This is a genomic window from Streptomyces regalis, from assembly GCF_001509475.1.
GTDB classification, from domain to species: Bacteria; Actinomycetota; Actinomycetes; order Streptomycetales; family Streptomycetaceae; genus Streptomyces; species Streptomyces regalis.
Genome location: NZ_LLZG01000277.1, coordinates 65,097 through 91,913 on the forward strand (window position 1 = coordinate 65,097; position 26,817 = coordinate 91,913).

Sequence of the window (26,817 nt, forward strand, 5' to 3'; positions counted from 1 at the left end):
TGGTTCGTCGGCGCGGCGATCCTTCACGACCTCGTGCTGCTGCCGCTGTACGGGGCGGCGGACCAGGCGCTGCTGGGAGGGTTCGAGGCGGCCGGACAGCGACGGTGGGTGTCGTACGTCCGCGTCCCCGCCGCGCTGTCCCTGCTGCTCCTGCTGGTCTGGTTCCCGCTGATCAGCGGCCGGGTCGCGGACCGCTACGCCTCCGCCACCGGCCTGTCCGCCGAGGGCTTCCTGGCCCGCTGGCTGCTGATCACCGCTGTGCTCTTCGGCGGCTCGGCGGTGCTGCTCGTGCTGCGGTGGCGACGGCTGCGCAGGGCGGCGAAGGAACGGCCGCCGGCCGTCCACTGATCGACGGCACGCCAGCCGGCGCGCTCCGCGTGCCGCAGCAGGGCGGGCGTGCCGAGCCGGGCCCAGGGGAAGGCGGTGCCGGTGGCGCCGTGGGCATCGGTGACGTGGACCTGGACCCGTTCGTCGAGGTCCAGGTCCGGCACGGTCTCGGCGATCAACAGGCCGCCCGGGGCGAGGAGTTGTGCCATCCGGTCGAGCAGGGCAGCCGGGTCTCCGCCGATGCCGATGTTGCCGTCGACGAGGAGGGCGGTGCCCCAGCGGCCCTCGCCCGGGAGCGGGTCGAAGACGGAGCGGCGCAATGCCGGGCCGCCGAGCCGCACGGTGCGGGTGACGGCGGCCTCGCTGACGTCGATGCCGAGCACGCGACGCCCCCGCCCGGCCAACGCCGCCACCAGCCTCCCCGGCCCGCACCCGACGTCCAGCACCGCCCCCTCACAGCGCCGCAGCACCCCCAGATCCGCCGCGTCGGCGTCCGCGCACCACCGCTCCACTTCTAGCGGCAGCAGCCAGCCGTCGGGGCGACGCAGGAAGAGGGGGCCCTGGCCGGTGCGCAGGGCGCGGGAGTACGGGTCTGCGGACCAGGGCCGGTCGTCGGTGGGAGCGGCCAGGGGGTGGAGACCGGTGCTGCCCGCTCCGGGCGTACGGGGGCTCACATCGGCGAGGGCTGTTCCGCCGCGATCGCCGTTCAGGTCGCCGTCGTCGGTGAACCCGTCTCCGCCCTCGCCCGCACAGTCCTGACCACTCCGTGCACCCACCTCTGCGGCGCTCGTGTCCGGACGGCGGATCCCGGCGAGGCCCGCTCGGAGCGCGATGTGCGCCGACATCATGTCCCGCACGCCGCTCATCGGCCCGCCCCCGGTGTCAGCCGCGCCAGTGCCGTGGCGAAACGTCCGCGCGGGGCCGCCTTGGCGACCAGGTCGGCGTCGTACACCGTGTCGACGTCCCGTAGGCGCGGCAGGTCGCGTACCCGCAGGTCCGTGAGGCGGGCGCGCTGTGCGGCGCCGGTCTGCGGCGTCGACATCGGTACGCCCCGCAGCCGTGCCGGGTCCGGTTCGGACAGGCCCAGGGCCCAGAAGCCGCCGTCCTCGGCGGGGCCGAAGTACGCGTCGCAGTCGGCCCAGTCCACCGTCAGCAGCTCCGGCGTCACCTGCGGGGTGTCCATGCCGATGAGCAGCGCCGGGCCGTCGCAGCCCGCGAAGGCGGCGGCCAGCCGCTCGTCGAGACCGCCCGTGCACTGCCGTACGACCTCGAAGCCGGGCGGCAGCCAGGAGCCCGGCGCGCCGTCCAGGACCAGCACTCGGCGCCGCGCGGGCGTGCGCGCCACGGCGTCCAGGGTGTCCGCGAGGGCCGCCTCCGCGAGTGCGGCCGCCTCCTCGGGCGTGAAGGGCGGCGTCAGCCTGGTCTTCACCCGGCCCGGCCGGGGCTCCTTGGCGATGACGAGGAGCGTGGTCACGGGCGGGTTCCCTTCTGTACGGGGGTGTCCGGCCGGGCGTCGGGGCGTTCGGTGGGACGGGGCTCGGGGCCGGCCCCTGTGTGCCCTCCGTCCTCCGCCAGCACCCGGCTCATGTCCCGCACCGCCTGCCATGTCCCCCGCCAGGTCCCGGTCACCTTCGACGCCCCCGTGCGCGGCAGGTACGGCACGTCGTACTCGGCGATGCGCCAGCCCGCGTCGGCGGCGCGGACGACCATTTGGAGCGGGTAGCCGCTGCGCCGGTCCGTCAGGTCCAGGGCCAGCAACCGCTCGCGGCGGGCGGCGCGCAGGGGGCCCAGGTCGTGCAGGCGCAGGCCGGTGCGGCGGCGCAGGAGGCGGGTGACGGCGAGGTTGCCGACGCGGGCGTGCGGCGGCCAGGCCCCGCGGGCCTCGGGGCGGCGCCGGCCCAGGACGAGGTCGGCCTCGTCCGCCGCGATCCGCCGTACGAAGGGCATCAGGTCGCCCGGGTCGAGCGAGGCGTCGCAGTCGCAGAAGCAGACGACGTCGGCCGTGGCGGCGGTCAGCCCCGCGTGGCAGGCGGCGCCGAAACCGCGTCGCTCCTCGTGCACGACGGTCGCGCCGAGCTCGCGGGCGACGGAGGCCGAGCCGTCCGTGGAGCCGTTGTCCACGACGAGGGCCCGCCAGCCGGGCGGGATGCGCTCCAGGACCCAGGGCAGCGCCTCGGCCTCGTCCAGACAGGGAAGCACGACGTCGACGGACGCCGCGCAAGGGTCACTCGCTGTTGCGGATGGGGTCGTCACGCCTTTCACCCTACGAGCGCGAAAAGGGCATACCGGACTATCGCTCCTTACGAAACAAGGACGTCGGGCGCCGACGGCGACGCATACGCGCGCGGAGTGCGAGGCTGGCGGCATGGAGCAGCAACAGTCGTATCCGCAGGCAGGGGTCAGGGTTCTGGTGGTCGACGACGACCCCACCGTCGCCGAGATCGTCTCCGGGTACCTCGACCGTGCCGGATACATCGTGGACCGCGCCGGCGACGGCCCCGACGCCCTCGCCCTGGCCGCCGCGCACTGGCCCGACCTCGTCGTCCTCGACCTGATGCTGCCCGGCATGGACGGCCTGGAGGTGTGCCGCCGGATGCGCGGCCAGGGACCCGTGCCGGTCATCATGCTCACCGCGCGCGGCGACGAGGACGACCGCATCCTCGGCCTGGAGGTCGGCGCCGACGACTACGTCACCAAGCCCTTCAGCCCCCGCGAACTCGTCCTGCGCGTCGAGTCCGTGCTGCGCCGTACCCGGCCCGCCGAGCCGTCCAAGACCTTGCGCGCCGCGGGCCTCTCGGTCGACCCGGCGGCCCGCCGCGCCGTCAAGGGCGGCAGTGAGCTCGCCCTCACCATCCGCGAGTTCGACCTCCTCGCCTTCTTCCTGCGTCACCCCGGCCGGGTCTACAGCCGGGAGGACCTGATGCGCGAGGTGTGGGGCTGGGACTTCGGTGATCTGTCGACCGTCACCGTCCACGTCCGCCGCCTGCGCGGCAAGGTGGAGGACGACCCGGCCAGGCCCCGGCTCATCCAGACCGTGTGGGGCGTCGGCTACCGCTTCGACACCACCGGTTCCGCTCACCAGGAGGCGTGACTGTGCGCGACACCCTGCTCATCGCCCTCTTCGCCTTCCTCGGCGCCGCCGCGGCCGGCCTGCTCGGCGCGCTCGTGCTCATGCTGATCCGGCGCCGCTCCCTCATCGCGCACCTCGCCGTGGTGGTCGGCGTCGCCGTCGCCGCGATGCTCGCCGGCACCCTCGCGGTCTGCCAGGCGATGTTCCTGTCCGGGCACGACCTGACCGTGGTCACGACCGTCGTCGCCATGGCCGCCGTCGTCTCCCTGGCCACCGCCCTGCTGCTCGGCCGCTGGGTCGCCGCCCGCAGCCGCGCCCTCGCGCTCGCCGCCCGCTCCTTCGGCGACGGCGGCGACTTCACCTCGCCCGACGGCCCCGCCACCGCCGAACTCGCCGCGCTGAGCCGCGAGTTGGAGGCGACCAGCGTCAGACTCGCCGAGTCCCGCGAGCGCGAGCGGGCTCTGGAGTCCTCCCGGCGTGAACTCGTCGCCTGGATCTCCCACGACCTGCGCACCCCGCTGGCCGGCCTGCGCGCGATGGCGGAAGCCCTGGAGGACGGGGTCGCCGCCGAACCCGACCGCTACCTCAAACAGATCCGCATGGAGGTCGAGCGCCTCAACGGCATGGTCGGTGACCTCTTCGAGCTGTCCCGTATCCACGCCGGCGCCCTGACGCTCTCGCTCGCCCGGATGTCCCTGTACGACCTCGTCGGCGACGCCCTCTCGGGTGCGGACGCGCTGGCCCGCGAACACGGGGTCCGGCTCGTCGGCGAAGGGGTCGAACCGGTGCCGGTGCAGGTGGACGGCAGGGAGATGAGCCGGGTGCTGGGCAACCTGCTGGTCAACGCCATCCGCCGCACCCCGGCCGACGGCACGGTCGCCGTCGCCGCCGAACGCGTCCCCGAGGGCGTGGTGCTGTCCGTCACCGACAGCTGCGGCGGGATCCCCGAGGAGGACCTGCCCCGCGTCTTCGACACCGGCTGGCGCGGCACCCACGCCCGCACACCTCCGGCCGGCGCGGGGCTCGGCCTCGCCATCGTGCGGGGCATCGTCGAGGCGCACGACGGACGGGCCACGGTACGGAACGTCCCCGGTGGCTGCCGCTTCGAGGTGGTGCTGCCCGCTGCCGCTTCCTGAAGGCGGGCAGCACCACCGGTCCGAGGCAGACTCCGAGGCAGACTACGCCCCCCGCAATCCGGCTTCCGCGAACTCCCGCATCCCCTCCGCGAACCCCACCTCGGGCTTCCACCCCAGCTCCGCCCGCAGCCGCGAGGAGTCCGCCGTGATGTGCCGTACGTCGCCCAGCCGGTACTCCCCGGTCACCACTGGCTCGGGCCCGCCGTACGCCGCCGCGAGCGCCCGTGCCATCTCGCCGACGGTGTGCGGGTCGCCGCTGCCGGTGTTGTACGCCGTGAGCGCGCCCTGCGGCAGGACCGCCGAACCCGCCTCCAGCGTGGCCACGTTGGCGGCGGCCACATCCCGTACGTGGACGAAGTCCCGGCGCTGGCAACCGTCCTCGAAGACCCGCGGGGCCTCACCGCGTGCGAGTGCCGAGCGGAAGAAGGAGGCGACCCCGGCGTAGGGGGTGTCGCGGGGCATGCCCGGGCCGTAGACGTTGTGGTAGCGCAGCGACACCGCCGTACCGCCCGTCGCGCGCGCCCACGCCGCCGCCAGGTGCTCCTGGGCGAGCTTGGTCGTCGCGTACACGTTGCGGGGATCGGCCGGGGCGTCCTCCGCGACCAGGCCGGGCGCGAGGTCGGCGCCGCACACCGGGCAGGGCGGCTCGAAGCGCCCCGCCTTCAGGTCGGCGACGGCACGCGAGCCCGGCCGCACGACGCCGTGCCGTGCACACGCGTACCGCCCCTCCCCGTACACCACCATCGACCCGGCCAGCACCAGCCGCGGTACGCCCGCGTCGGCCATGGCGGTGAGCAGTACGGCCGTGCCGAGGTCGTTGCGGGAGACGTACTCGGCGGCATCGGAAAACCCGACGCCGAGGCCGACCATCGCGGCCTGGTGGCACACCGCGTCGACGCCGGTCAGGGCGTCGCGGACGGTGGACGGGTTGCGTACGTCCGATTCGGGGTCGGCACGGACGTCGTACACGACGGGCTCGTGCCCGTGCGCGGTGAGCGCCTCGACGACATGGGATCCGATGAACCCGGCACCGCCGGTGACCAGTACACGCATGCGCTCACGCTAGGGCGGCGAGCGGCGTTTGGGCCGTTCGGCGCCGGTCATGTCACAAGTCCGTAAGACGTCCGAGCGTGAGCGGGATCGTCACCGTGAACACCGTCGCCCCCGGCTCGCTGGTCAGGTCGATGCGGCCGCCGTGGGCGTGGACCAGGGACTGGGCCACCGCCAGGCCCAGGCCGCTGCCGCCGCGGTCGCGGCTGCGCGCCTTGTCGACGCGGTAGAAGCGGTCGAAGACGCGCTCCCGGTCGGCGGGTGGGATGCCGGGGCCGGCGTCGGCGATCCGGACCTGTGCCGTGCCGTTCGCGACCGAGACCGCCACGGAGACCTGCGTGCCGGTGGGCGTGTGCATCGCCGCGTTGGTGAGCAGGTTGTCCAGGACCTGGCGGATGCGCTGGGGGTCCAGGCGCAGTTTCAGGGAACCGGGACCGGGGGCCACCATCAGCGGGTGGTCGGCGTGGGTGACCCGGAACGCGTCCGCCGCCTGCTCGACCAGCTCCACCAGGTCCGCCTCCTGCGGGCGCAGCGGCGTCTCGACCTCCGCGGCGTCCAGGCGGGCGAGCAGCAGCAGGTCGTCGAGCAGGAAGCCCATGCGGGCGGCCTCCGCGCGCAGCCGGGCCAGGTGCTTGTCCCGCTCCTCGGGGGCGTTGGCGGCCGCGTACTGGAAGAGGTCGGCATAGCCCCGCACCGACATCAGCGGCGTGCGCAGCTCGTGCGAGGCGTCCGCCACGAAGCGGCGCAGACGCTGTTCCGCCTCCGCCCGCACCGCGAGGGAGTCGTCGATGTGCTCCAGCATCGTGTTGAACGCGGTGCGCAGCTCCTCGACCTCGGGCCCGCCGCTGCGCCCGTCGTGCCGCACCGACAGCCGCGCCGAGTCCGTCAGGTCGTGCGAGGTGATGCCGCGGGCGGTGTGCGCCATGTCGCTCAGCGGCTTCAGGCCCCGCCGCAGCATCCCCCGCCCGAAGACGACCAGGGCCAGCACCGCAAGCCCGAAGGTGACCACCTGGATCGTGATCAGCTGCCCGACGGTGTCCTCGATGTCCTCCATGGGCGCGGCGCTGACCAGCACCACACCGGGCTCGACCTCGCAGGCCCGCAGCCGGTACTCGCCCTCGCCCCGGAGGTGCTCGGTGCGCAGGAGCTCCGTATGGGCCGCGGTCTGCGCCTGGGCGAGGGCGGTGAAGTCGTCGACGTCCTCCGGCAGGTCGGCGGGGTCCTCGGGCTTGCGGAGCTCGGGTGTGCCGTCCGCCACGTCGTACACGGCGTAGAACCAGCTGTAGTACTTCTTGCCCGAAAGCGTGCCGTAGTCCGCGATGCTCTTGGACTGGGCGATCTGGCCCTGCGCCAGCGTGGTGTCGAGCTGGGCCGAGAGGTAGTCCCGCATGTACGTCGTCAGGGCGGTGCCGACGACGCCGAACACGACCAGGGACAGCACCCCGAGACCCAGCGCCAGCCGGGTCCCGAGCCGCATCCCGCGGTACGCCCGGCGCAGCCGCCCGATCACTCGGCCGCCTGTCGGATCACGTACCCGAAGCCCCGCACGGTGTGGATCAGCGGCGCCCTGCCGTCGTCGCCGTCGTCGGGCTCGTCGAGCTTGCGGCGCAGCCGGCTGACGACCAGCTCGACGACGTTCGAGCGGCCGCCGAAGCCGTACTCCCACACATGGTCGAGGATCTGCGCCTTGGTCAGCACGGTCGGTGACTTGCGCATCAGATAGCGCAGCACCTCGTACTCGGTCGGCGTGAGCGTGAGCAGCTTGTCGCCGCGGCGCACCTCGCGGGTGTCCTCGTCCATCATCAGGTCGGCCACCCGAAGGACGGAACGCTGGAAGCCGGGCCCGGCGCTGCGCCGCAGCACGGTCCGCAGCCGGGCCATCAGCTCCTCCACCGCGAACGGTTTGACCAGGTAGTCGTCACCGCCCCGGGTCAGCCCGGCCACCCGGTCGGCGACCCCGTCGCGGGCCGTCAGGAACACCACGGGCACCATCGTCCCGGCGCCGCGCAGCCGGTCCAGGACGCCGAAACCGTCCACGTCGGGCAGCATCAGGTCCAGTACCACGATGTCCGGATGGAACTCGGCGGCCAGCCGCAGCGCCTCCTCGCCGGAGTTCGCGGTGACCGCCTCCCAGCCCTCGTAACGGGCGACCGTCGCGACGAGGTCGGCGATGGGCGGGTCGTCGTCCACGACGAGAAGGCGTACTTTCTCCACCCGTTCATAGTGCGGCACCCGGCACCGGTCCTCGGGGGCGGGGAGGGCCCCGCGACCACATCGATAACCAGTTGAAAGAAGTACGACAGCTTTTCGACAGCTGCAGCGGGACAAGCTCGGTGTCCACAGACGAGATCAAGGAGCTGTCGCCCGTGACGACCGTCCAATCGCCCCCTGCGCCCCCCACGGCGATACGCCCCAGGGTGGTCGCCCGCACGGGCCTGTACGCCGTGCTGGCCGCGAACGTGGCCGTGGTCCTCTACTTCTTCTTCGCCGCCGGCTTCGCCTCGAACACGCTCATCGTGCTCGGCCGGCTCGCCGGCCTGTCCGGCGCGCTGCTCATGGCGTTCCAGCTGCTGCTGGTGGCCCGGCTGCCCTGGCTCGACCGCCGGATCGGCATGGACCGGCTGACCTCCTGGCACCGCTGGACCGGCTTCAGCGTCCTGTGGGCCCTCCTCGCGCACGCCGTGTTCATCACCTTCGGCTACGCCGAGTCGTCCTCCCTGGACCCGGTCAACCAGCTGATCGACCTCGCCGAGACGATCGAGGGCGTGCTGCGCGCCGTCGTCGCGCTGGGGATCATCATCGTGATCGGCGTCGTCTCGGCCCGGTTCGCGCGGCGCCGGCTGGCGTATGAGACGTGGCACTTCATCCACCTGTACACCTACGTCGCGGTGGTCCTGGCGTTCACGCACCAGGTGGCGGCCGGTACGTCCTTCACCTCCTCCTCGGCCGCCACGGCGTACTGGTACGCGGTGTGGGGCGTCGCCCTCGCCTCGGTCTTCGTCGGCCGGCTGGTCCTGCCGCTGTGGCGGAACTGGCGCCACCAGCTGCGCGTCTCCGCCGTCGTCGCCGAGTCCGACAACGTGGTCTCCGTCTACGTCACCGGCCGCGACCTGGACAAGCTGCCCGCGCGGGCCGGCCAGTTCTTCCTGTGGCGGTTCCTGACGAAGGACCGCTGGTGGCAGGCCAACCCGTTCTCCCTGTCGGCCGCCCCCGACGGCCGTACGCTGCGGCTCACCGCCAAGGCGGCCGGCGCCGGTTCGGCCGGCCTCAGGCACATCAAGGTCGGCACGCGCGTCTTCGCCGAGGGCCCCTACGGCGCCTTCACCACGATGCACCGCACCCGCCCGGAGGCCGTGCTCATCGCCGGCGGCGTCGGCGTCACCCCCATCCGGGCGCTGCTGGAGGAGCTGCACGGCCACGCGGTCGTGATCTACCGGGTCGCCACGGACCAGGACGCCGTCCTGTACGGCGAGCTGGTCGAGCTCGCCCACGCCAAGGGAGCCGAGCTGCACCTGGTGACCGGCCCGGCCGTCCCCGACAAGCTGGCCCCCGCCGAGCTGGCGCGCCTGGTTCCGGACATCACCGACCGGGACATCTTCCTGTGCGGCCCGCCGCCCATGATGAACGCGGTGATCGGCAGCCTGCGCGAGCTGGGCGTGCCCAAGCAGCAGGTCCACTTCGAGCGTTTCAGCCTGGCCGGCTGAGAGGGACGGGAAAGACATCGTGAAGCGAGCAATACCTGTCCTGGTCCTCAGCATCGCGGGCCTGATCCCGGTCTGGCGCTACGAGCCGTCCCTCGGCACGGCCTCCACGGAAGCCGCCACACCGGCCTCGACACCCTCGGCGTCGTCCTCCGCCGCATCGGGTTCGGGTTCCGGCAGCACGGTCGTCAAGGGCTCGACCTTGCAGACCGAGAAGGGCCCCGTGCAGGTCCAGGTGACCTTCGAGGGCTCCAAGATAGCGTCGGTGAAGATGCTTCAGCAGCCGAATCACCCGCAGACGACGGCGGCGGTGCCGAAGCTGATCGCGGAGACGTTGGAGGCGCAGAGCGCGGACATCGACACCGTCTCCGGTGCGACGATCACCAGTGACNNNCGACGGCGGCGGTGCCGAAGCTGATCGCGGAGACGTTGGAGGCGCAGAGCGCGGACATCGACACCGTCTCCGGTGCGACGATCACCAGTGACGGCTACAAGGAGTCCCTCCAGGCCGCGATCGACGCGAAGGGCTGATCATGCACCGAGTCGAACACGTCATGGGGTTCCCGGTCTCGCTGCGGATCGACGACGAGCGCTTCGACGAACGAGGCGCGGAGACCGCCGACGCCGTGTTCGCCTGGCTGCGCGAGGTCGACGCCCGGTTCAGCCCGTTCAAGGCCGACAGCGAGGTGTGCCGGCTGGACCGGGGCGAGATCGCCCGAGGAGATGTCAGCGCGGACCTCGACGAGGTGCTGGGGCTGTGCGAGGAGTACCGACTCGCCACCGACGGCGCCTTCGACGTACGGCTGCCGGGGCGCGGGCTGGATCCGTGCGCCGTGGTGAAGGGCTGGTCCGTACAGCGGGCCGCCGAGCTGCTGAAGGCGGCGGGAGCGCGGCGCTTCGTCCTCAACGCCGGGGGCGACGTGGTCGCCTCCGGCGGGCCCTGGCGAGTGGGGGTACGGCACCCCGAGCAGGCCGACAAGGTGTGCACGGTGGCCGAGCTCACCGACGGGGCGATCGCGACGTCCGCCCGCTACGAGCGCGGCGACCACATCATCGACGGCCGCACCGGACGTCCGGCGACGGGGCTGCTGTCCCTCAGCGTCGTGGCGTCCACCCTGACCGTGGCGGACACGGTGGCCACGGCGGCCTTCGCCATGGGCGCGGACGGCGTCGCGTGGGCCGCCTCGCGGGAGGGCTGCGAGGTGTTCGCGGTGGACGCCGAGCGGCGGGTCTTCCGTACGGAGGGCTTTCCGGTGGCTCGGGCGGAGACGCGGGCTGCGTAAAACGGCTCAAGTGCCTGTTTTCGAAGTCCGGTGTGTGCGGTCTTGGGAGCAGAGGCTCTCTCTGGGACTGGCAGGCCGAAGCGTTGGGAGCTCCGCTCAGGATCGGCCCCGGTCCGACTCTGCTGTTCAGTAGGTGTTTTTGATCCCTGGCCGCGAACTGGGTACGGCTGGATGATCTGGCTTGTGGGTGCCGGCGGGACGGCTCGGCGATATTGCCGGGAGTGCGGTGATCCGCTGCCGCAGACGATGGCGGCGGAGGCGGTGTTTTGCTCGGGTCGGGCGCCTCCACCGTCGGCCGCAACAGCCGTGGCTACGACGCCGCGAAGAAAATCAACGGCCGCAAGCGACATATCACCGTGGACACGCTGGGACTGCCGGTGATGATCACGGTGACGCCCGCCGACATCCAGGACCGCGACGCCGCCCGCGACGTGTTCTGGCGGCTGCGCCTCACCCAGCCGCAGATCACCCAGGTCTGGGCCGACCGCGGCTATGCCGGCGAACTCGTGGACTGGGCTCGCGACCGCCTCTGGCTCACCCTGCGCATCGTCTCCCGGCCCAAAGGCATCAAGGGCTTCGTCGTGCTGCCCCGTCGTTGGAAAGTAGAGCGCACGATCGGCTGGTGCATGAACGCCCGCCGCAACGCACGGGACTACGAACGGCTGCGCACTCAGAAGCACACCTGAACTGGGCACTCATCATCCTTATGACCAAGCGACTGACTCGCAAGAAGCCCACCCCCGGCTGGGCGAAGAAGCCGAAGCCCGACCGCTGAGCTGGCAGGACCGAGTTCGCCACTTCCCCTGACCTGTCGGCTCCCGCAGTGTGATGATCGAACCCGTGATCAGCAAGGGGACTAGACCAGCCGGACGCAGTGCGTGGATCGGGATAGCGGTGGCAGCGCTCCCGCTGTACCTGACCATGATCGCCGCCTCAGCTGGTGCTCTGGTCGACACCGCGCTGCTCGGCAACCACGCCACCGCCACCCTCGCGGCCTTCGCCGTCGCCATGGCCGTGTTCAGCCCCGCTACCGCAACGGTGGCGGGCGCGCTGCGCGGCGTGATGCCGTTTGTCACGCCAAGCAAGGAGAATCCTGACCGTCTCCTGCCCGTGGTGCGCAGCGGGACATGGCTCGCGATCACCGTCGGCGCCATCGCCGCGGTGGCTGTCGCGTCTGTTCCGCTGATCGGCAAAGCGGCCGGGGTTCCCCGCACCGCCCTCGATCAGCTGGGGATCTTCCCCCTTCTGCTGGCCGGCAGCGTGCTCGCCATCGCGGTCAGCTCGTCAGCCACGTCCGTCCTGGTGGCACTGGGCCAGTCAAAGTTGGTGATGCGGGCCGGACTCCTCGGCACCGCCGCATCCACCACGCTGTCCGTCCTTCTCGTGGGTGGTCCCGGCCCACTGCCCAGTTACGGCCTGACCGGGGCAGGTATCGCCATGCTCGCCTCCAGCGTGATCAGCGCCTTTGTCAACCAGGTGGCCATCCGCCGCTCCACCGTGCTCAGCGGCCGCTCTTTGTTTCCGGGCCGGCCCAATGTGAAGCAGGTCTGGACATTGGGCACTGTGGGGATTCCGCTGGCCGGCACGGTACTCGTCAAGTTCGCGGTCCTGGGCGTATTGACCTTCGCGGCGGCCAGGATCGGGACGGACAGCGCCGCGGTGCACAGCGTCGGCATCTCCCTGGTCAACCTCATCTTCACAGCTGCGGTGGCGGTCGGCCAGGCCACCATCCCTCTGATCTCCGACTACGCAACGAAGCAGGACAGCGCGCGTGTCCGACGCAGCGTTCGCGCTGGGACGTGGCTGGCACTAGTCGTTGTGGGGTTCATCGCGGCAACGGTGATCGTCCTCAGTTCATGGGTCGTTCCGCTGTTCACCCAGGATGTCGATGTGCGGCCACAAATCACGGACCTTCTGCCGCTGGTGCTGGCCGTGGTCGTCACCGACGCGCTGCAGGCAGTCGTCGGCTTCGGCCTCATCGGTCTCAAGCGCACCGTGCCGAGTTTCGTGTCGACCTTCATCTCCTACGGAGTCCTGGCCGTTATCGCCGCTTCGCTAGCCACAGCCGGAGGGCTTGCCGCCCTGTGGGCGGCTCTCGCCCTTGCCAACCTCCTCCAGGCAGTGAGCAAGGCCTACTCCTTTTACCGGCACAGCACATTCACCGAGAACCGCGAACACACACCAGCCGCCACGTGAGAGAGGCACCGGCCGGCGCTGTGCTCCGTCCTCGACAGCAGTCGACGACCCCGCGGCGACGAACGCACGGAACCGTCTGACTGAAGTACGAGGTAGCTCAGGCTATCTGGATGCGCTCAAGCCAGGCCGCCACCTGCCAATGAGTTCTAACCCGGTGTCAAGTTCAAAACACCTACTCAGCGGCCTGCGGTCCTCACCCACTGGGGTGTCTTGTAGCGCTCTCGTGCGACTGGTGCGGCTGAACCGTCGACTGCCTACGAAGGCCCCGGTCTCGTTGTCGTCTCTCTGGCGCTGTCCGGCTCGCGTCTTCTGCAGCGCCTCTGCACGGAAAATGGTTGTGCGGTCGAACCTTCTGGTTGTACGGTCGAACCATGTTCAGGGATCAAAGGGCTGATGACCCGGCCGTCCTCCAGGAGGCGCTGGGAAGCTTCGTTCGCGCCTTCGGGCTGCACCAGCCGGAAACAACCCCTTGTGGCCAGCCGATCTCGGTCTCCGAGGCACATGCCTTGGGCGAGCTGGCGCAGGAGGGCGGCGAGCTGCGGCAGGTCGAACTCACCCGTCGGCTGCGGCTGCAGAAGAGCACGGTGAGTCGGCTGGTAGGTCAGATGTCCGCCCGTGGCTGGGTGGAACGCGCCCCGGCTCCCGACGACGGGCGCGGCGTTGTCCTGCGGCTCACTCCTTCGGGGAGGCGCGCGGCGCAGAACCTGGCGGAAGCGCGACGGGAGCGGTTCTCCCGGCTGCTCAGTTCGATCCCGGCCCATGAAAGAGCGGGCGTACTTCACGCCCTCGATGTGATGGTGGAGGCAATGGATGAAGAGCAGTAGGCGCCGGGCCCTGGTCGCGGGCGCGGGCGTGGTGATCGCCGGCGCGGTGACGGCTGTCGCCCTGGTGGCGGGCGGCTCGCGGCAGGACCTGGGCGAGGGCCGGACCGAGCGGCAGGCGTTAGTGGCCGAGCGGGGCAAGACCGTGATGCCCTTCGACCTGGAGCAGACCACCCACCGCTTTACCCCCACGGCGACGGGCGGCGTCCAGGATGTCGTGGCCGACCAGCGCGGCGATGCCGAGCAGATCGACCTGATACGTACTCACCTGCGCAAGGAGGCCGAGGCGTTCAGCCGCGGGGACTTCGCCGACCCCGCCCGGATCCACGGCGCCGACATGCCCGGCCTCGCCGAACTACGAGAGGGGCATGACCGTATCGAGGTGCGCTACGAGGACCGGGCCGACGGGGCCACCCTGACCTACACCACCAAGGATTCCGCGCTGGTGGACGCCCTGCACGAGTGGTTCGAAGCGCAGCTCGGCGACCACGGCGCGCACGCCGAGTCCGGCCATTGATGCGAAGAGGGGAAGGGGACAAGGGCGCGGCAGCGCGATGACCGACATCACCACCGCGTCCCCGCCCGTGCTCGCCCGGGTGCTGATCGTCGGCTCCGGCATCATGAGCCTGGCCAACTCGGTCACCGTGCCCTTCCTGGCTGTGTTCCTTCGCAAGGAACTCGGGCTCCAGCCGGGCATGATCGGCTTCATCATCGGTTCGTCGGTGTTCTTCTCGATCTTCGCCGGGTTCGTCGGAGGTTCGCTCTCCGACCTTCTCGGCCGGACCCGGCTGCTGCTGATTTCCCTGCTCCATGTTCCTCGGTGTCGGCTCGTTCGCCCTGGCCAGCGTGGTCATCTACCTGCTCGTCGGCCGACGGATCCCCGGACTGGCCGCCCCCGCACCGGAACGCACTGCGGAGCGGCCGAAGGAGGAGCATGCCGATGATGTGGCGTGAGCGGGGACGACGACTGCCGGTGCTGCCCAGCCGGCGGTTAGATGTGCGCGGACAACGAGAACGACACCTCCTTCACCACCATCACCGGCGTGCACTGGTGGAAGGACGGCGAGGCGGTGCAGGTGGCGACGAGCACCAAGGTCTTCCCGCGGCTGGCGGAGCTGCTGGACGCGGTGCCCGAATGACGCCCTCGGCGTCGCGCACGCCGAGGGCGTCGTGTCGTAGGGGGGACCGGTGGTTCAGCTGACGTCGGAGGCGTCCAGGCGGTACAGCCCGCTGTAGTCGCTCACCGCGGTGCCGTTCTTCTTGACCCAGGTCGAGATCTCGGAGTTCGAGGAGCCCTGACCGCTGTCGCTGATCACGATGTAGTGCAACGTGCCCGCCTTCACCAGGCTCTTGAGCTTGGCGAGCGTCATCGCGTCGTCCGTGCCGGACCAGCCGCCCATGGAGATCACCGGCTCACCGGACTCCAGGATGATCGAGGAGGCGGTCTGGTCGGTGGCCACCGCGACCAGCCAGGTGGCGCCGTCCTGGTTCTTCTTCAGGTACGTGATCATCCCGGAGGTGACCTGGGTGCCGCCCATGCCCCCGGCGGTTCGACCGCTTTGCGACTGGTCGGCGCCCTCGGCGCCCTCGGTGTCGGTGCTTCCGGTGCCGGTCGGTGGCTGCCCCATGGCCTGGCCGTTGGAGCTGCCGGCCCCGCTCGGCGCGCCGCCGCTCGGACGCCGGCCGCCGCCCATGCCACCGCCGGTGTTCGGCCCGGCCGTCGGGTTGGTGCCGTTGCTGCTCGCGGTCGTCCCCGCCGACACCGAGTACGCGGCGGGACCGGCCAGCAGGGCCACGACCGCCGCCAGCGCCGCGAGCCCGATCAGCCGCCGCCGCTTGGTGAACCGCCCGACCAGCAGCCCGAGCACGGCCGCAGTGCCTGCCACACCGGCCACCACCTGGGCGACCGTGTACAGCGTTCCGGAGCCGGAGACCCGCTGGAACAGCACGACCGCCCACACGGTGCTCGCAGCGATCGCACCCGGCAGCACCCAACCCCTGCCCCCCGCTCGGCTTCGCTCGAGCGGGGGGACCCCCATCGCCGCCGAACCCTCGACGAACGCCCGGTACAGCATCACGGCACCGATACCGGCCAGGGCCGCGATCCCCGGCGCCATGGCGGTGACGTAGTAGGGATGGAAGGTGCCCTCGGCGAGGGCGAAAGTCAGGTAGTGCAGCACGAACCAGCCGCCCCACAGCATGAGCGCCGCACGCTTGCCGTCGGTCCTGGGCGCCCGCCCGCGCAGCACGAGCCCGCCCACGAGTGCGACCAGCGCGAACGGGATCAGCCAGGAGATCTGCCCGCCCATGACCTCGTTGAACATCCGGTACAGGCCGGCCTCGCCGCCGAAGCTCGCGCCGTTGCCCTGCGAGCCCACCGACGAACTCGCCCCGAAGATACGGCCGAAGCCGTTGTAGCCGATGACGAGATCCCAGACGGTGTTGTCGGTGGAGCCGCCGATGTACGGACGCGACGAGGCGGGGATCAGATCGACGATCACCATCCACCAGGCGCTGCTCACCACCAACGCGACCGTGCCGACGGCGAGATTGCGGAGCCGCCGGCCCAGGGAGGCGTTCGCGGCCCACAGGTACACCAGGAAGAACACGGGCAGGACGACGTACGCCTGCATCATCTTCGTGTTGAACGCGACGCCGATCGCGACGCCGGACCACACCAGTGGCATCAGCCGTCCGGTGCGCACGGCCTTCGTCAGCGCGGCGGCGCCGAGCAGCATCAGGAAGACCAGGATCGGGTCGGGGTTGGTGTCGCGGCTGATGGCGACCGTGATCGGGGTGAGGGTCAGCGCGAGGGCGGCGATCGTGCCCGCCACCACCCCGAAGTCCCGCTTGACCATCCGGTACAGCAGCGCCACCGAGCCGACGCCCACCGCGACCATCGGCAGCATCAACTGCCAGGTGCCATAGCCGAAGGCGCGGGCCGACAGGCCCATCACCCACAGCGCGAACGGCGGTTTGTCGACGGTGATGAAGCTGCCGGCGTCCAGCGCGCCGAAGAAGAACGCCTTCCAGCTCTTGGTGCCGCTGTAGACGGCCGCGTTGTAGAAGGTGTTGCCGGTGACGGAGGAGAGGTTCCAGGCGTACAGGGCGGTGGCCAGGAGCAGGATCGCCCACAGGGCGGGGCGGGCCCAGCGCGGGTCCTCGGGTGTGCCGGTCAGCAGCCTGCGTGCACGGGCGGCGAGGCCGCCGCCGGCCGGCGGTTCGGCGCGGTGCCGGGGTCCGCCGTCATGGACGGGCGCGGGGGGTGGGGCGAGGGTCGTCATGACGCGTACTCCAGGTGGGTGTTCGCCCCGACGGGCAGGACAGCGGCGGTGGTTCGGACGGCCGGTACCTGCGGGGTGCGGGTCCGGCGTTCATGCCGCTGACGATCGAGGCCGCTTCTGGGGGATCGCTGAGGCGCTTCTGAGGGAAGGGTGAGAATCAGCGGACTCACAGGGTGCGCACAGAACAGTGCTGACCGGCGCCGAGGAACCGGCCCACGAAGGCCCGAAACACAAGAGGTCTAGACTCGGCCGGACGGCCCCACACCCGAAGGGTATTCGGCGTTTTGATACGGATAGATTCAGTCACCAAGCGATACCCGGACGGCACGGTGGCGGTCGATCGCCTCTCGCTGGAGATCCCCGACCGTTCGATCACCGTCCTCGTCGGACCGTCGGGCTGCGGAAAGACCACCACCCTGCGCATGATCAACCGGATGGTCGAGCCCAGCGAGGGCACCATCCTCCTCGACGGCAAGGACATCCAGCAGCAGCCGGTCAACACGCTGCGCCGGTCCATGGGTTACGTCATCCAGAACGCCGGTCTCTTCCAGCACCGCACGATCCTCGACAACATCGCCACCGTGCCCCGCATGCTCGGCTGGGGCAAGGAGAAGTCCCGGGCGCGGGCACGGGAGCTGATGGAGCGGGTGGGGCTCGACGGGGCGCTCGCCAAGCGGTACCCGTACCAGCTCTCCGGTGGCCAGCAGCAGCGCGTCGGCGTGGCGCGGGCGCTCGCGGCGGATCCGCCGGTGCTGCTGATGGACGAGCCGTTCTCGGCCGTCGACCCCGTGGTACGCAAGGGTCTGCAGGACGAACTCCTCCGGATCCAGGAGGAGTTGGGCAAGACCATCGTCTTCGTCACCCATGACATCGACGAGGCCGTCAAGCTCGGCACGATGGTCGCCGTGATGCGCACCGGCGGTCATCTCGCCCAGTTCGCGCCGCCCGCCGAGCTGCTGTCCCACCCGGCCGACGCCTTCGTGGAGGACTTCCTCGGCGCCGACCGCGGCATCCGGCGGCTGTCGTTCTTCCCCTCGGCGGGCCTGGAGTTGCTGACCGCCCCGATCGTCGCCGTCGACGCCACCGCCGAGCAGATCGCCGCGGCCGGCGCGGGCGACACGCCCTATCTCCTCGTCACCGACCAGGACGGCAAGCCCCTCGGCTGGAGCGAGCCGCAGGAGCTCACCGCCGGGGAGATCAAGGCGGGGCAACTGCTGTCGTACGGCCGCCCGTTCGTGGCCGGCACCGACTCGCTGCGGGCCGCGCTCGACTGTGCGGTGCTCTCGCCGACCGGATGGGCCGTCGCCGTGGACGCCGAGGGCCGGGCCGCCGGGGTCGTCTCGCAGCAGGTCATCGGCGAGGCCATCCGGGGCGCGCACGCGGAGCGCGGTGCGGACGCGAAGCCCGGTGGGGCCGGCAAGGTCCAGAAGGTCGCGCCATGAGCGAACTCTTCGACCTGCCCAGCGACCTCCAGAACAGCTACTTCGGACTGGTCGCCCTGCACCTGCGCGAGGCGTTGATCCCGGTGCTGGCCGGGCTGCTCGTGGCCCTGCCGGTCGCCCAGCTGTGTGTGCGGGTGCGCTGGCTGTACGCGCCCGTGCTGTGGGTGACGACCGTGCTCTACGCGATTCCCTCGCTCGCCTTCTTCGTCATCCTCATCGACTACACCGGCCTGAGCGAGCTCACGGTGATGATCCCGTTGGCCGTCTACAGCCTGGTGGTACTGGTCCCCGCGATCGTGGACGGGGTGCGGTCGGTGCCGCAGGAGACGCTGGCCGCCGCCACGGCCATGGGCTTCGGGCCCGTACGCCGCTATGTCCAGGTGCAGTTGCCGATCGCGGCGCCCGCGATCATCGCCGGACTGCGGGTGGCGTCCGTGTCGAGCGTCTCCCTCGTCAGCGTCGGCATGCTGATCGGCAACGAGGGCGCCCTCGGCAACCTGCTCAACAGCGGCCTGATCTACAACCAGCCACGCCTGATCTGGCTCTCCGTCGTGGGAACGGCCGTCCTCGCCCTGCTCGTGGACGCCGCACTGATCGGCCTCCGTGTACTGCTGACGCCCTGGATGCCGCGCGCCACCCGCAAGAACCCGCGCCCGCTCGCCGTGAAGGAGGCCGCCCGGTGAACGTACTGAACTTCATCAACTCCTTCTTCAGCGACAACGCCCACTGGCAGGGCTACGACGGCATCCCGGCGCGGCTCGCCGAGCACCTCGAGTACACGCTGATGGCCCTCGGCATCGCCGCCGCGGTCGGACTGCCGATCGGCCTGCTCACCGGACACACCGGGCGCGGCGGCAACGCGCTCGCGCTCATCGCCACTTCCGCCCGGGCGCTGCCCAGCTTCGGCTTGATGGTGCTGATGTTCATCCTGCTGGGCCTGGGCATGGCCCCCGTCATGATCCCGCTGGTCGTGCTCGCCATCCCGCCCATCCTCGTCACCACCTACGAGGCGATGCGCTCCGTCGACCCAGCCCCGGTGGACGCCGCGCGCGGCATGGGCATGGCCGAGACCGCGGTCCTCTTCCGGGTCGAACTGCCCGTCGCCCTCCCGCTGATCCTCAGCGGCCTGCGCTCGGCGGCCATCCAGATCGTCTCGACGGCCACCATCGCCGCATACGTCAGCTTCGGCGGCCTCGGCCGCTACATCATCGACGGCCTCTACCAGCGCAACTACGAGAAGGTGGTGGGCGGCGCCACCCTCGTCGCCGCCATGGCACTGACGACGCTCGCGGTGTTCTGGGCGCTGGGCCGGCTCGCGGTGTCGCCGGGGGTGCGCAGGCGCCACTGACGCGACGGAGTCGGCCGTACGGCAACTGCGTCGACCTCGAAGAGCATGCCCGGCAGCGCGAGTGAGGCGACGATGAACGTGCCGAGGCGGACCACGTGTTCATAGCCGAGGCCGACGGCCTCGTCAATATGCGGCTCCGCCGCGTGGGCGCGACCAGCCACGACGGGGCCCGCAGACGCTCGACGGCCTGTCGCGGCTCTCACCGCGGAGCGACACGTGCCAGCGCCAGTTCCAGTACGACGAGCAGGGCGTCCCTGACCGAGCCGCGCTCGCGGGCGTCGAAGACGACCACCGGGACGCCGTCGGTGACGTCGAGTGCCCAGCGGACCTCCTCCAGGGTGTGCTCGACCTTGCCGTCGAAGGCGTTGACGGCGACCGCGAAGGGGATGGCCCGGTGCTCGAAGTAGTCGACGGCGGCGTAGCAGTCGTCGAGGCGGCGGGTGTCGACGATGACGAGCCCGCCGACCGCGCCCTCGACGATGTCGTCCCACATGAAGCCGAACCGTTCCTGGCCCGGTGTGCCGAACAGGTACAGCTTCAGGGTCGGGTCGATGGTGATGCAGCCGAAGTCCATGGCCACGGTGGTCGTGGTCTTGCGCGGGGTGTGCGTGAGGTCGTCCACGCCCGCCGCGACCTCCGTGATGGCGGCCTCGGTGGTCAGCGGCTCGATCTCGGATATCGAGCCCACGGTGGTGGTCTTGCCCACACCGAAGCCGCCCGCGATCACCATCTTGACCGGCAGCGGCGGTCGTACGGTGGCCGTCCGCGCGGCTGGCGCGCCTGGGGGTCCCCCCGGCCGGAGGCTGGGGGAGGCCGGTTCAGTCGTCGTCACGGAGTGACCCCTCGTGAGTCGGGGATGGCGCGCAGGCCGTCGATGACCCTGCGCAGTACGGATGCGTCATGGACGACGCCGGAGTCGGGCACGTGCACCGTCAACTGCCCCGCGGCGCGCAGATCCTCGGCGAGGACGCGCACCACGTTGAGGTGCAGCCGCAGCCGGGCCGCGATCTCCGCGATGGACTGCGGCAGCCGGCACACGGCGACGATGTCGTGCTGCTCGAAGGCGAGCCGGTCGAGCGCGTCGAGCCCCTCGGTGGTGGCCACCACCTGGGTCTCGACGGGCATCGACCGGCCGTCGGCGTCGACCGCCACCCGGCCGGCGGTGACCAGGAACGGCCGCACGGCGGGGGCGGGGCCGACCGGGGCCGGGCCGTCGGGCTCCGGTCCGTCAGGGTCCGGTCCGTCAGGGTCCGGGCCGTCGGGGTCCGGCGGTGGGATGCCGTCCGCCATGGGCTTGTCCGTCCTCCTCGACCGGGTGCCTTGTCCTTCCCGGCTCTCTTCCCGGCCCGGTCAGCGGGCCGACGCGGCGCCGACGCTGTTCTTCAGCTCCAGCACGAGCTGCGGGCTGAGGGCGGAGCCGGCGCGGTTGGCGAACACCGTCATCTCGTAGGCGATGTTGCCCAGCTTGGCCTCCTTGTCGGTGACCACGCCGAGCACGGCGCCGCTGCCGATCGCGGAGACCAGGACGTGGCCGCCCTCCAGGTCGATGATGACCTTGTTGAGGCTGCCGAGGCCGTAGTTGCCGGATGCGCCGGCGGCCAGACTGGTGATGCCGGAGACGATCGCGGCGAGTCGCTCGGAGTCGGCGTGCTCACGCAGTTCGGAGACGGCGATGAGCAGTCCGTCGGACGAGACGGCGATGGCGTCCACCACGCCGGCCGTCTCCTTCGCGAAGCGATTCAGCAGCCAGGTGAAGTCGGCTGCGGCGGCCTGCAGTTCGGCCGGTGTGGTGCCTCCCGCCGGGGTGCCACCTGTCGACGTGCTCACTGCTCCGCTCCTTCCGGGGGGTCGTTCTGGTCTTGCGTATGGGGGGTCGGGTGTGGGGCTGGGGCGGAGTGTTCTCCGGTGCCGGCGGTCCTGGCGGTGCCGGTGGTGTCGCCGCGTCGGCTGTCGCGGTGCGCGCGCTCCACAGCGGCCTCGAACTCGTCGAGCGCGTCCCGCACGGCCTCGGCGTCCACGGTACGCACGGCCTGCCGCGGCGCCGTCTGCGGGGCGGAGGCGGCCGTCGTCCGCAGGGTCGCGCCGCGGACGCGGCGACGCAGAGGGCGGGAGGCGGCGGCTTCGTCGGCGGACGGGTCCGGCTGGTCGGCCCGGGCGTGATCCGCCGTACCGCCCGGGGCGGCACCCCGCTGGGATACCCGGCGGGGGAGAGGCCGCAGCCCGTCCCCGTCCGCGCCGTCGACCGCCGGTACGGCGGCTGCCTGCGCGGCGGCCGACGGCCGGGGCCCGGAGGCAGGGACCGACAGCGCGTCGGCGGAGTCGGCTGTCGCCGCGTCGACGGTCTGCGCGCCGGGGCCGGAGGCCTGCACGGCCCGCACGGTCTGCGCGCTCGCCTCCGCCCCGGTACCTCCGGCGATCGCCGCCAGCGCTGCCGTGGCCATGGACCCCGTCGTGCTCCCGGTCACCAGCAGCGACGACGGCACCGTCACCTCGGCCGTCAGGCCGCCACCCGGTGTGCGCGACAGGGCGACCGCGATCTCCCAGCGGCGGGCCAGTGTGCCGACCACGAACAGGCCGAGGACCTTCGTCGGCACGAGGTCCAGCCGTTCGCGGCGGATGAGGCGGGCGTTCTCCTCGTCGAGGCGTTCGGGGCTCATGCCCAGGCCGTGGTCGGTGACGACGATCACCGCGCTGCCCTGCTCGCCGTCCGCCACCGTCACCTCGACCGGGCGGCCATCCGGCGAGAACGACACCGCGTTCTCCAGCAGTTCGGCCACCATCAGCGTCAGGTCGCCGATGACCTCCGGCTCCACCACGACCTCGGTCCGCGCGCGCAGCTCCACCCGCTGGTAGCCCTCGATCTGGCCGAGCGAGGCGCGTACGACGTTGGTGAGCGCGAGGGGCGCGGTGTCGAGGACCGCCTCGTGGATGCCGGCGAGCAGCATCAGGCTGTCGGCGTTGCGGCGCAGCCGGACCGCGATGTGGTCGATGGAGTACAGGCGCTCCAGGAGCGCGGGGTCCGTCTCGCCCCGCTCCACCGCGTCGATCAACGACAGCTGACGTGTCGTCAGGTTGCTGACCCTGCGGCCCACGTTGCCGAACATCTCCGCCGTGTTGCGCCGGCTGAGCACCTGCCGCTCCAGCAGCGCGACCGCCGTGGTCTGCACCCGGTTGAACGCCTCGGCGAGGTCGCCGATCTCGTCGCGCGCCATGACCGGCAGCTCGACCAGCCGCGGCGGACCGTCGTCCTCGGCGTCGTCGTCGGCCACCCGGTCCAGCTCGCGCTCGGCGACGACGGCGACCTGCCGTGCCGCACCCGTGAGGGCCTGCACCGGGCGGACCACCGAGCGGCGCACCAGCATCGCGAGGACCAGCCAGACGGCGAAGCCGAACAGGGCGAGCCCCAGCAGCAGGAGCGCGCGCAACGCCGCCGTCTCGGAGGCGCTGTCCGCCTGGTCGGCGATCTGGTCGATGAGCGAGGTGGTGATCGCCAGCCGGGTCTTGGCCTGGTCGCGGTAGGCGCCGTAGGAGTCGAGTGCCTCCGCGAGCGACTTGCGGACCTCGGCGGGCGACTCGGCCTGCACCGCGCCCGGGTCGATCTGCAGCTCGGCGTACTGCCGGCTGATGGTGGTCTGCGCGTGGGTGTACTTGATCCCGTCGAGCGTGCCGGCCTGTGCCTCGGTGGCGAACCGCGCGAAGCGTTCGGACTGGTGGGTGTACTCGTCGTAGGCGCCGATCGCGCCGATGAACTCGATGAGCGCGTTGGAGTCACCGGTCGACGCGGAGAACACGCCGGTCTCGAAGGCGCCGTGCGCGGCGCCCGCGCGCAGCAGCGAGTCGAGCAGGCTGCCGGTGAAGGTGGTCGCGAGATCGGGGTTGCGGTCCAGCCCGAGGCCGTCGATCAGGCCCTGCGAGGCACGGGTGTACGCGGGGTCGATGTTCTCGGCGGGCAGATACTGCTGCTCGACGGTCTCGCGCAGGCTGCTCAGGCCCTCGACCGTCCTCAGGGCCTGCGCCTCGGTCTGCGGCAGCCCGTCCCCGAACGCGTCGCGCACCCGCTCGACCTGGGCGTTCACCAGGGACTGCGCCGTGCGGTAGGCGGCGGGCGAGGGCGCACTGCCCTCGGTGGCCTCGTGCCGTACGGAGAGCAGGACGGCCTGCTGGTGCTCGGCGGCCAGCCGGTCGATGAGCCTTGCGACCTCGACGCTCTCCCGGACCAGCCGGGCGGCGTCCGCGGCGTTGCGTGACTGTGCGGTCTGGTCGGCGATGAGGTAGGCGAGGAGAGCTGCGACCACGGTCAGCGGCACACCGACCAGAAGGTTGAGCTTCCGTCTGAAGGGCCAGCGGACGGCGAAACCGCGTAGCCGACGCGGGCGGGGCGCGCCCACCGCGTTCGTGGACACCGACTTGCCTCCTTCGTGGGCGTCACACGGCGCGCGAGGTCTCACGTGACCGTTGTTGATCGGCTGTGGATCGGCTGTTTGCGCACGTCACCCCGTCAACGTCGGGGAGACTACCGCCTCTTGTCGTTCGTGACCGAAACTGTATGTCAAGAATCCGTTACAACGCTCTCCGCCCCAACCGTCCCCTCTTAACCTTCCCCCTCGCATCGGGATCGCATCGGGTCACAAGTGACCGTTCTTCGAGGCCAATCGGTGACCCGATTTCTCTTGACTGAAGGAGAACTGGCTGGATTGGATCAGTAGAGAGCGTTCTCCGCTCACCACAATCCCCAGAATCCGGAACGGGAATCGTGACTTTCACCGCCTCACGCAGCAGGTCCCTCAGGAACCATCCCGGCGCGGCCGCCGTCGCGCTCGCCGCCACGGCGGCGCTGCTGGCGGGATGCTCCTCCTCCGACGACAAGTCCGACCCGCTCGCCGAGGACGGAGCGAGCGGCGACACCGTGGTCGTCGGCTCGAACAACTTCCCCGAGAGCACTCTGATCGCCGACATCTACGGCGAGGCGCTCAAGGCCAAGGGCATCAAGGTCACTTACAAGCCCAACATCGGCAGCCGCGAGGTGACCTACGGCCTGCTGAAGAACGGCTCCGTCACGGTCCTGCCGGAGTACAACGGCTCACTGCTCTCCTACCTCGACCCGAAGGCGGAGCAGAAGTCGGCCGACGCCGTGAACGCCGCGGTGAAGTCCAAGCTGGACTCGACGCTGACGCTGCTGGAGTCCTCGTCGGCCGAGGACAAGGACTCCGTCAGCCTCAACGCCGAGACCGCGAAGAAGTACAAGCTGACCTCCGAGTCCAGCCTCGATGACCTCAAGGACATCGCCCCGGACCTGGTGTTCGGCGGTTCGCCCGAGTTCCAGACCCGGCAGCAGGGCCTGAAGGGCCTGGAGTCCGAGTACGGCCTGGAGTTCAAGTCCTTCAAGGCGCTGGACGTGGGCGGCCCGCTGACCCGGGCGGCGCTGACGAAGAACACCGTGCAGGCAGCGGACATCTTCACCACGGACCCGACCATCACCAAGGAAGGCTTCGTCGTCCTGAAGGACCCGAAGAACCTCTTCGGCTTCGCCAACGTGACCCCGCTGGTCTACAAGAGCGGCCTCTCCCAGGAAGGCGTCGACGCGCTCAACGCGGTCTCGGCCAAGCTGGACACCAAGACGCTCCTCGACCTGGACTCCCAGGTCCAGCTGGAGAACAAGGACCCGCTGGACGTGGCCAAGGCCTGGCTGAAGTCGGCCGGTCTGGCCTGACCTCCGGCAGACTTTCGCGGGGTTGTGACGGGCTCTCGTCACAACCCCGCTGTGCTGCTCAGTAGCCGACGTGGAAGGTGGCGTCCTGGCGCTCGGTGGTCGTGGAGACCGGGTCGATGCGCAGGGCGTAGTCGGCGTGCCGGATGTAGCGCGTCGGGTTGTTGTACGAGCGGAACGACGCCCAGGAGGAGTCGGCGAGCCCGGCCGTCCGGTAGAAGGTCGCGTCCGCGGCGAACGTCGACGTGCCGTCGTTCGCGTCGAGGCGCAGGGCGTAGCTGTAGTGCCGCAGGTAGCGGGTCGGGTAGTTGACCGACTGGAAGGACACGGCGGAGGAGTCGGCGAGTCCCGGCACCAGCTTCCACTGGGAGTCGGGGTACGGGTCGAAGGGGTACGCGTCGATCCGTCCGGCGAAGCCGCTGTGCCGGACGTAACGCGCCGGGAAGTTGTACGACTTGAGCCGGTTCCAGGCGGGGGCGCCCCACTTGGCGATCAGGTTGCTGTACTCGGTCGAGGTGATCGGGTGGATGCCGCAGTGCTTGGAGTTGAGCGGCTGGGTGTAGAGCTTCTGGTCCAGCGCCGTCCAGGTTCCGGAGGCCAGGTTGCTCGTCTGCCAGACGTAGAAGACGCCGTTCGGCGTGTACGTGTCGCCCCAGAGGTACCACGTGTTGCTCGTCAGGGACTTGACCACTGTGGGGGCCTCGGTGCCCCCGTGGTTCACCGCCGTGCTGAACGGGGTGAAGCTGCCGGGGTTCAGGCTCGTCGAGCGGGCGCCGACCAGCGTGCCCGCGCGCTTGAAGTAGAGGTAGTTGACGCCGCTCACGCCGACGGTGAGGTTGCCGTCGATGACGTCGTAGCCGGGGTCGAAGAAGACCTGGGGGCTGGTCGTCGTACGGAAGTCGGTCGTGTAGCTGACCATGATGACGTTGTGGCCACTGCTGTTCACCGACGAGTAGAGGATGCCGTACTGGCCGCGTGAGGCGTCCCAGAACGCCTCCGGCGCCCAGCTGTGCGTGGTGGTCATGTCGTGCAGCTTCAGCAGCCGGTAGCCGGTGAAGGTGCGCAGGTCGGTGCTGTCCCAGACGTGGATGTAGGCGCTGTTGCGGGTCCAGTCCGTGCCGCTCAGGTCGGTCGCGAGGACGACGAAGGTGCCGTCCTGCTTACGCAGCAGGAACGGGTCGCGCAGACCTCCGGCGCCGAGCGTGGGGGTGGCGACGGGGGCGTTCTGGTTGAGCGGCGTCCACCGCAGGCCGTCGGTGCTGACGGCCAGATGGAGGTTGTAGTCCGCTTCCAGCATGGTGTTGGACTCGGTGAAGTAGACCATCGCGTACGCAGAGTCGGCGGCGTGGGCGGTCCCCGCGCCGAGGGCCAGGGCGCCGGTCGCGGCGAGCGGGGCGCTCGCGGCCATGCCGAGGAAGTGTCTGCGGGAGGGGTGGGCCATGTGCTCTCCAG

The 26,817-nt window shown here is 71.0% G+C and carries 24 protein-coding genes and 4 pseudogenes; 15 read left to right on the top strand and 13 right to left on the bottom strand.

Annotated features, from left to right (window positions below; genetic code table 11):
* Positions 1–194: 194 nt before the first annotated feature.
* From ADL12_RS25980 to ADL12_RS25990, 3 genes are all read right to left on the bottom strand, one after another.
* Entirely contained in the window at positions 195–956 is a 762-nt protein-coding gene (locus ADL12_RS25980) for a class I SAM-dependent methyltransferase (RefSeq protein ID WP_062705765.1), read from the bottom strand.
* Between the two features lie 233 nt (positions 957–1,189).
* Positions 1,190–1,801 carry a TIGR04282 family arsenosugar biosynthesis glycosyltransferase gene (locus ADL12_RS25985; RefSeq protein ID WP_062705676.1) on the bottom strand — a complete coding sequence of 204 codons (612 nt, stop codon included), beginning with the start codon at positions 1,799–1,801 and terminating at the stop codon, positions 1,190–1,192.
* On the bottom strand, positions 1,798–2,580 hold the full coding sequence (locus tag ADL12_RS25990; protein ID WP_062705769.1) for a glycosyltransferase family 2 protein: 783 nt from the start codon (positions 2,578–2,580) through the stop codon (positions 1,798–1,800). Before ADL12_RS25990 ends, ADL12_RS25985 begins: the two co-directional genes overlap by 4 nt.
* Before the next feature lie 112 nt (positions 2,581–2,692).
* Between ADL12_RS25990 and ADL12_RS25995 the strand changes: the two genes are divergently transcribed.
* On the top strand, positions 2,693–3,418 hold the full coding sequence (locus ADL12_RS25995; protein WP_062705677.1) for a response regulator transcription factor: 726 nt from the start codon (positions 2,693–2,695) through the stop codon (positions 3,416–3,418).
* Between the two features lie 2 nt (positions 3,419–3,420).
* Positions 3,421–4,533 carry a sensor histidine kinase gene (locus tag ADL12_RS26000; RefSeq protein ID WP_062705679.1) on the top strand — a complete coding sequence of 371 codons (1,113 nt, stop codon included), beginning with the start codon at positions 3,421–3,423 and terminating at the stop codon, positions 4,531–4,533.
* 42 nt (positions 4,534–4,575) lie between these two features.
* Here the strand turns inward: ADL12_RS26000 and ADL12_RS26005 are convergent, their stop codons facing one another.
* The 3 genes from ADL12_RS26005 to ADL12_RS26015 are packed head-to-tail and all read right to left on the bottom strand — an operon-like array spanning position 4,576 to position 7,815.
* Positions 4,576–5,586 carry an NAD-dependent epimerase/dehydratase family protein gene (locus tag ADL12_RS26005; protein WP_062705681.1) on the bottom strand — a complete coding sequence of 337 codons (1,011 nt, stop codon included), beginning with the start codon at positions 5,584–5,586 and terminating at the stop codon, positions 4,576–4,578.
* Between the two features lie 52 nt (positions 5,587–5,638).
* Positions 5,639–7,093 carry a sensor histidine kinase gene (locus tag ADL12_RS26010; protein ID WP_062705683.1) on the bottom strand — a complete coding sequence of 485 codons (1,455 nt, stop codon included), beginning with the start codon at positions 7,091–7,093 and terminating at the stop codon, positions 5,639–5,641.
* On the bottom strand, positions 7,090–7,815 hold the full coding sequence (locus ADL12_RS26015) for a response regulator transcription factor (RefSeq protein WP_062705684.1): 726 nt from the start codon (positions 7,813–7,815) through the stop codon (positions 7,090–7,092). Before ADL12_RS26015 ends, ADL12_RS26010 begins: the two co-directional genes overlap by 4 nt.
* 134 nt (positions 7,816–7,949) lie before the next feature.
* Between ADL12_RS26015 and ADL12_RS26020 the strand changes: the two genes are divergently transcribed.
* From ADL12_RS26020 to ADL12_RS54255, 9 genes and pseudogenes are all read left to right on the top strand, one after another.
* Entirely contained in the window at positions 7,950–9,287 is a 1,338-nt protein-coding gene (locus tag ADL12_RS26020) for a ferredoxin reductase family protein (protein ID WP_208614620.1), read from the top strand.
* A 19-nt stretch (positions 9,288–9,306) separates the two neighbouring features.
* Positions 9,307–9,815 (top strand): annotated as a pseudogene (locus ADL12_RS26025) (FMN-binding protein).
* Positions 9,816–9,817: 2 nt separating this feature from the next.
* Positions 9,818–10,567 carry an FAD:protein FMN transferase gene (locus tag ADL12_RS26035; protein ID WP_062705690.1) on the top strand — a complete coding sequence of 250 codons (750 nt, stop codon included), beginning with the start codon at positions 9,818–9,820 and terminating at the stop codon, positions 10,565–10,567.
* A gap of 281 nt (positions 10,568–10,848) precedes the next feature.
* Positions 10,849–11,342 (top strand): annotated as a pseudogene (locus ADL12_RS26040) (transposase); the annotation flags it as partial.
* A 65-nt stretch (positions 11,343–11,407) separates the two neighbouring features.
* Positions 11,408–12,763: an MATE family efflux transporter gene (locus ADL12_RS26045; RefSeq protein ID WP_244188058.1), complete on the top strand. Its 1,356-nt coding sequence runs from the start codon at positions 11,408–11,410 to the stop codon at positions 12,761–12,763.
* A gap of 371 nt (positions 12,764–13,134) precedes the next feature.
* A complete protein-coding gene (locus tag ADL12_RS26050) occupies positions 13,135–13,587 on the top strand; it encodes a MarR family winged helix-turn-helix transcriptional regulator (RefSeq protein WP_062705694.1) in 453 nt (150 codons plus the stop codon).
* On the top strand, positions 13,574–14,101 hold the full coding sequence (locus ADL12_RS26055; protein ID WP_062705696.1) for a hypothetical protein: 528 nt from the start codon (positions 13,574–13,576) through the stop codon (positions 14,099–14,101). The genes ADL12_RS26050 and ADL12_RS26055 overlap by 14 nt, the downstream gene beginning before the upstream one ends.
* Before the next feature lie 37 nt (positions 14,102–14,138).
* Positions 14,139–14,528, top strand: a complete 390-nt coding sequence (locus tag ADL12_RS51005; protein ID WP_062705698.1) for an MFS transporter — start codon at positions 14,139–14,141, stop codon at positions 14,526–14,528.
* A 51-nt stretch (positions 14,529–14,579) separates the two neighbouring features.
* Positions 14,580–14,723 carry a hypothetical protein gene (locus ADL12_RS54255; protein WP_159053303.1) on the top strand — a complete coding sequence of 48 codons (144 nt, stop codon included), beginning with the start codon at positions 14,580–14,582 and terminating at the stop codon, positions 14,721–14,723.
* Between the two features lie 54 nt (positions 14,724–14,777).
* On the opposite strand, the gene ADL12_RS26065 is transcribed toward ADL12_RS54255, so the two are convergent.
* Positions 14,778–16,868: an ArnT family glycosyltransferase gene (locus tag ADL12_RS26065; protein ID WP_062705700.1), complete on the bottom strand. Its 2,091-nt coding sequence runs from the start codon at positions 16,866–16,868 to the stop codon at positions 14,778–14,780.
* A gap of 284 nt (positions 16,869–17,152) precedes the next feature.
* Here ADL12_RS26065 and ADL12_RS26070 point away from each other — a divergent pair, with 284 nt between their 5' ends.
* From ADL12_RS26070 to ADL12_RS26080, 3 genes are read left to right on the top strand one after another with little or no spacing between them, the layout of a single operon-like run.
* Entirely contained in the window at positions 17,153–18,310 is a 1,158-nt protein-coding gene (locus ADL12_RS26070; RefSeq protein WP_079052285.1) for an ABC transporter ATP-binding protein, read from the top strand.
* Positions 18,307–18,993 carry an ABC transporter permease gene (locus ADL12_RS26075; protein WP_062705702.1) on the top strand — a complete coding sequence of 229 codons (687 nt, stop codon included), beginning with the start codon at positions 18,307–18,309 and terminating at the stop codon, positions 18,991–18,993. The genes ADL12_RS26070 and ADL12_RS26075 overlap by 4 nt, the downstream gene beginning before the upstream one ends.
* Positions 18,990–19,658 (top strand): ABC transporter permease, encoded by a 669-nt coding sequence (locus tag ADL12_RS26080; RefSeq protein WP_062705704.1) that lies wholly within the window; start codon positions 18,990–18,992, stop codon positions 19,656–19,658. Before ADL12_RS26075 ends, ADL12_RS26080 begins: the two co-directional genes overlap by 4 nt.
* Positions 19,659–19,669: 11 nt before the next feature.
* On the opposite strand, the pseudogene ADL12_RS56810 reads toward ADL12_RS26080, so the two are convergent.
* The 5 genes and pseudogenes from ADL12_RS56810 to ADL12_RS26100 form a co-directional block, all read right to left on the bottom strand.
* A pseudogene (locus ADL12_RS56810) lies at positions 19,670–19,780 on the bottom strand (RidA family protein); the annotation flags it as partial.
* 77 nt (positions 19,781–19,857) lie between these two features.
* Positions 19,858–20,490: a GTP-binding protein gene (locus ADL12_RS26085; RefSeq protein ID WP_079052286.1), complete on the bottom strand. Its 633-nt coding sequence runs from the start codon at positions 20,488–20,490 to the stop codon at positions 19,858–19,860.
* A pseudogene (locus ADL12_RS26090) lies at positions 20,477–20,948 on the bottom strand (DUF742 domain-containing protein). The gene ADL12_RS26085 and the pseudogene ADL12_RS26090 overlap by 14 nt, the downstream one beginning before the upstream one ends.
* A 60-nt stretch (positions 20,949–21,008) precedes the next feature.
* Positions 21,009–21,485, bottom strand: coding sequence for a roadblock/LC7 domain-containing protein (locus tag ADL12_RS26095; protein WP_062705706.1), 477 nt, complete (start codon positions 21,483–21,485; stop codon positions 21,009–21,011).
* The gene (locus ADL12_RS26100) at positions 21,482–24,061 is read right to left on the bottom strand and encodes a sensor histidine kinase (protein ID WP_079052288.1); all 2,580 of its coding nucleotides are present in this window, start codon (positions 24,059–24,061) and stop codon (positions 21,482–21,484) included. Before ADL12_RS26100 ends, ADL12_RS26095 begins: the two co-directional genes overlap by 4 nt.
* Before the next feature lie 350 nt (positions 24,062–24,411).
* Between ADL12_RS26100 and ADL12_RS26105 the strand changes: the two genes are divergently transcribed.
* A complete protein-coding gene (locus ADL12_RS26105) occupies positions 24,412–25,368 on the top strand; it encodes an ABC transporter substrate-binding protein (protein ID WP_062705708.1) in 957 nt (318 codons plus the stop codon).
* A gap of 58 nt (positions 25,369–25,426) precedes the next feature.
* Here ADL12_RS26105 and ADL12_RS26110 read toward each other — a convergent pair whose 3' ends face one another.
* Positions 25,427–26,806 (bottom strand): glycoside hydrolase family 43 protein, encoded by a 1,380-nt coding sequence (locus ADL12_RS26110; protein ID WP_062705710.1) that lies wholly within the window; start codon positions 26,804–26,806, stop codon positions 25,427–25,429.
* Positions 26,807–26,817 lie beyond the last annotated feature (11 nt).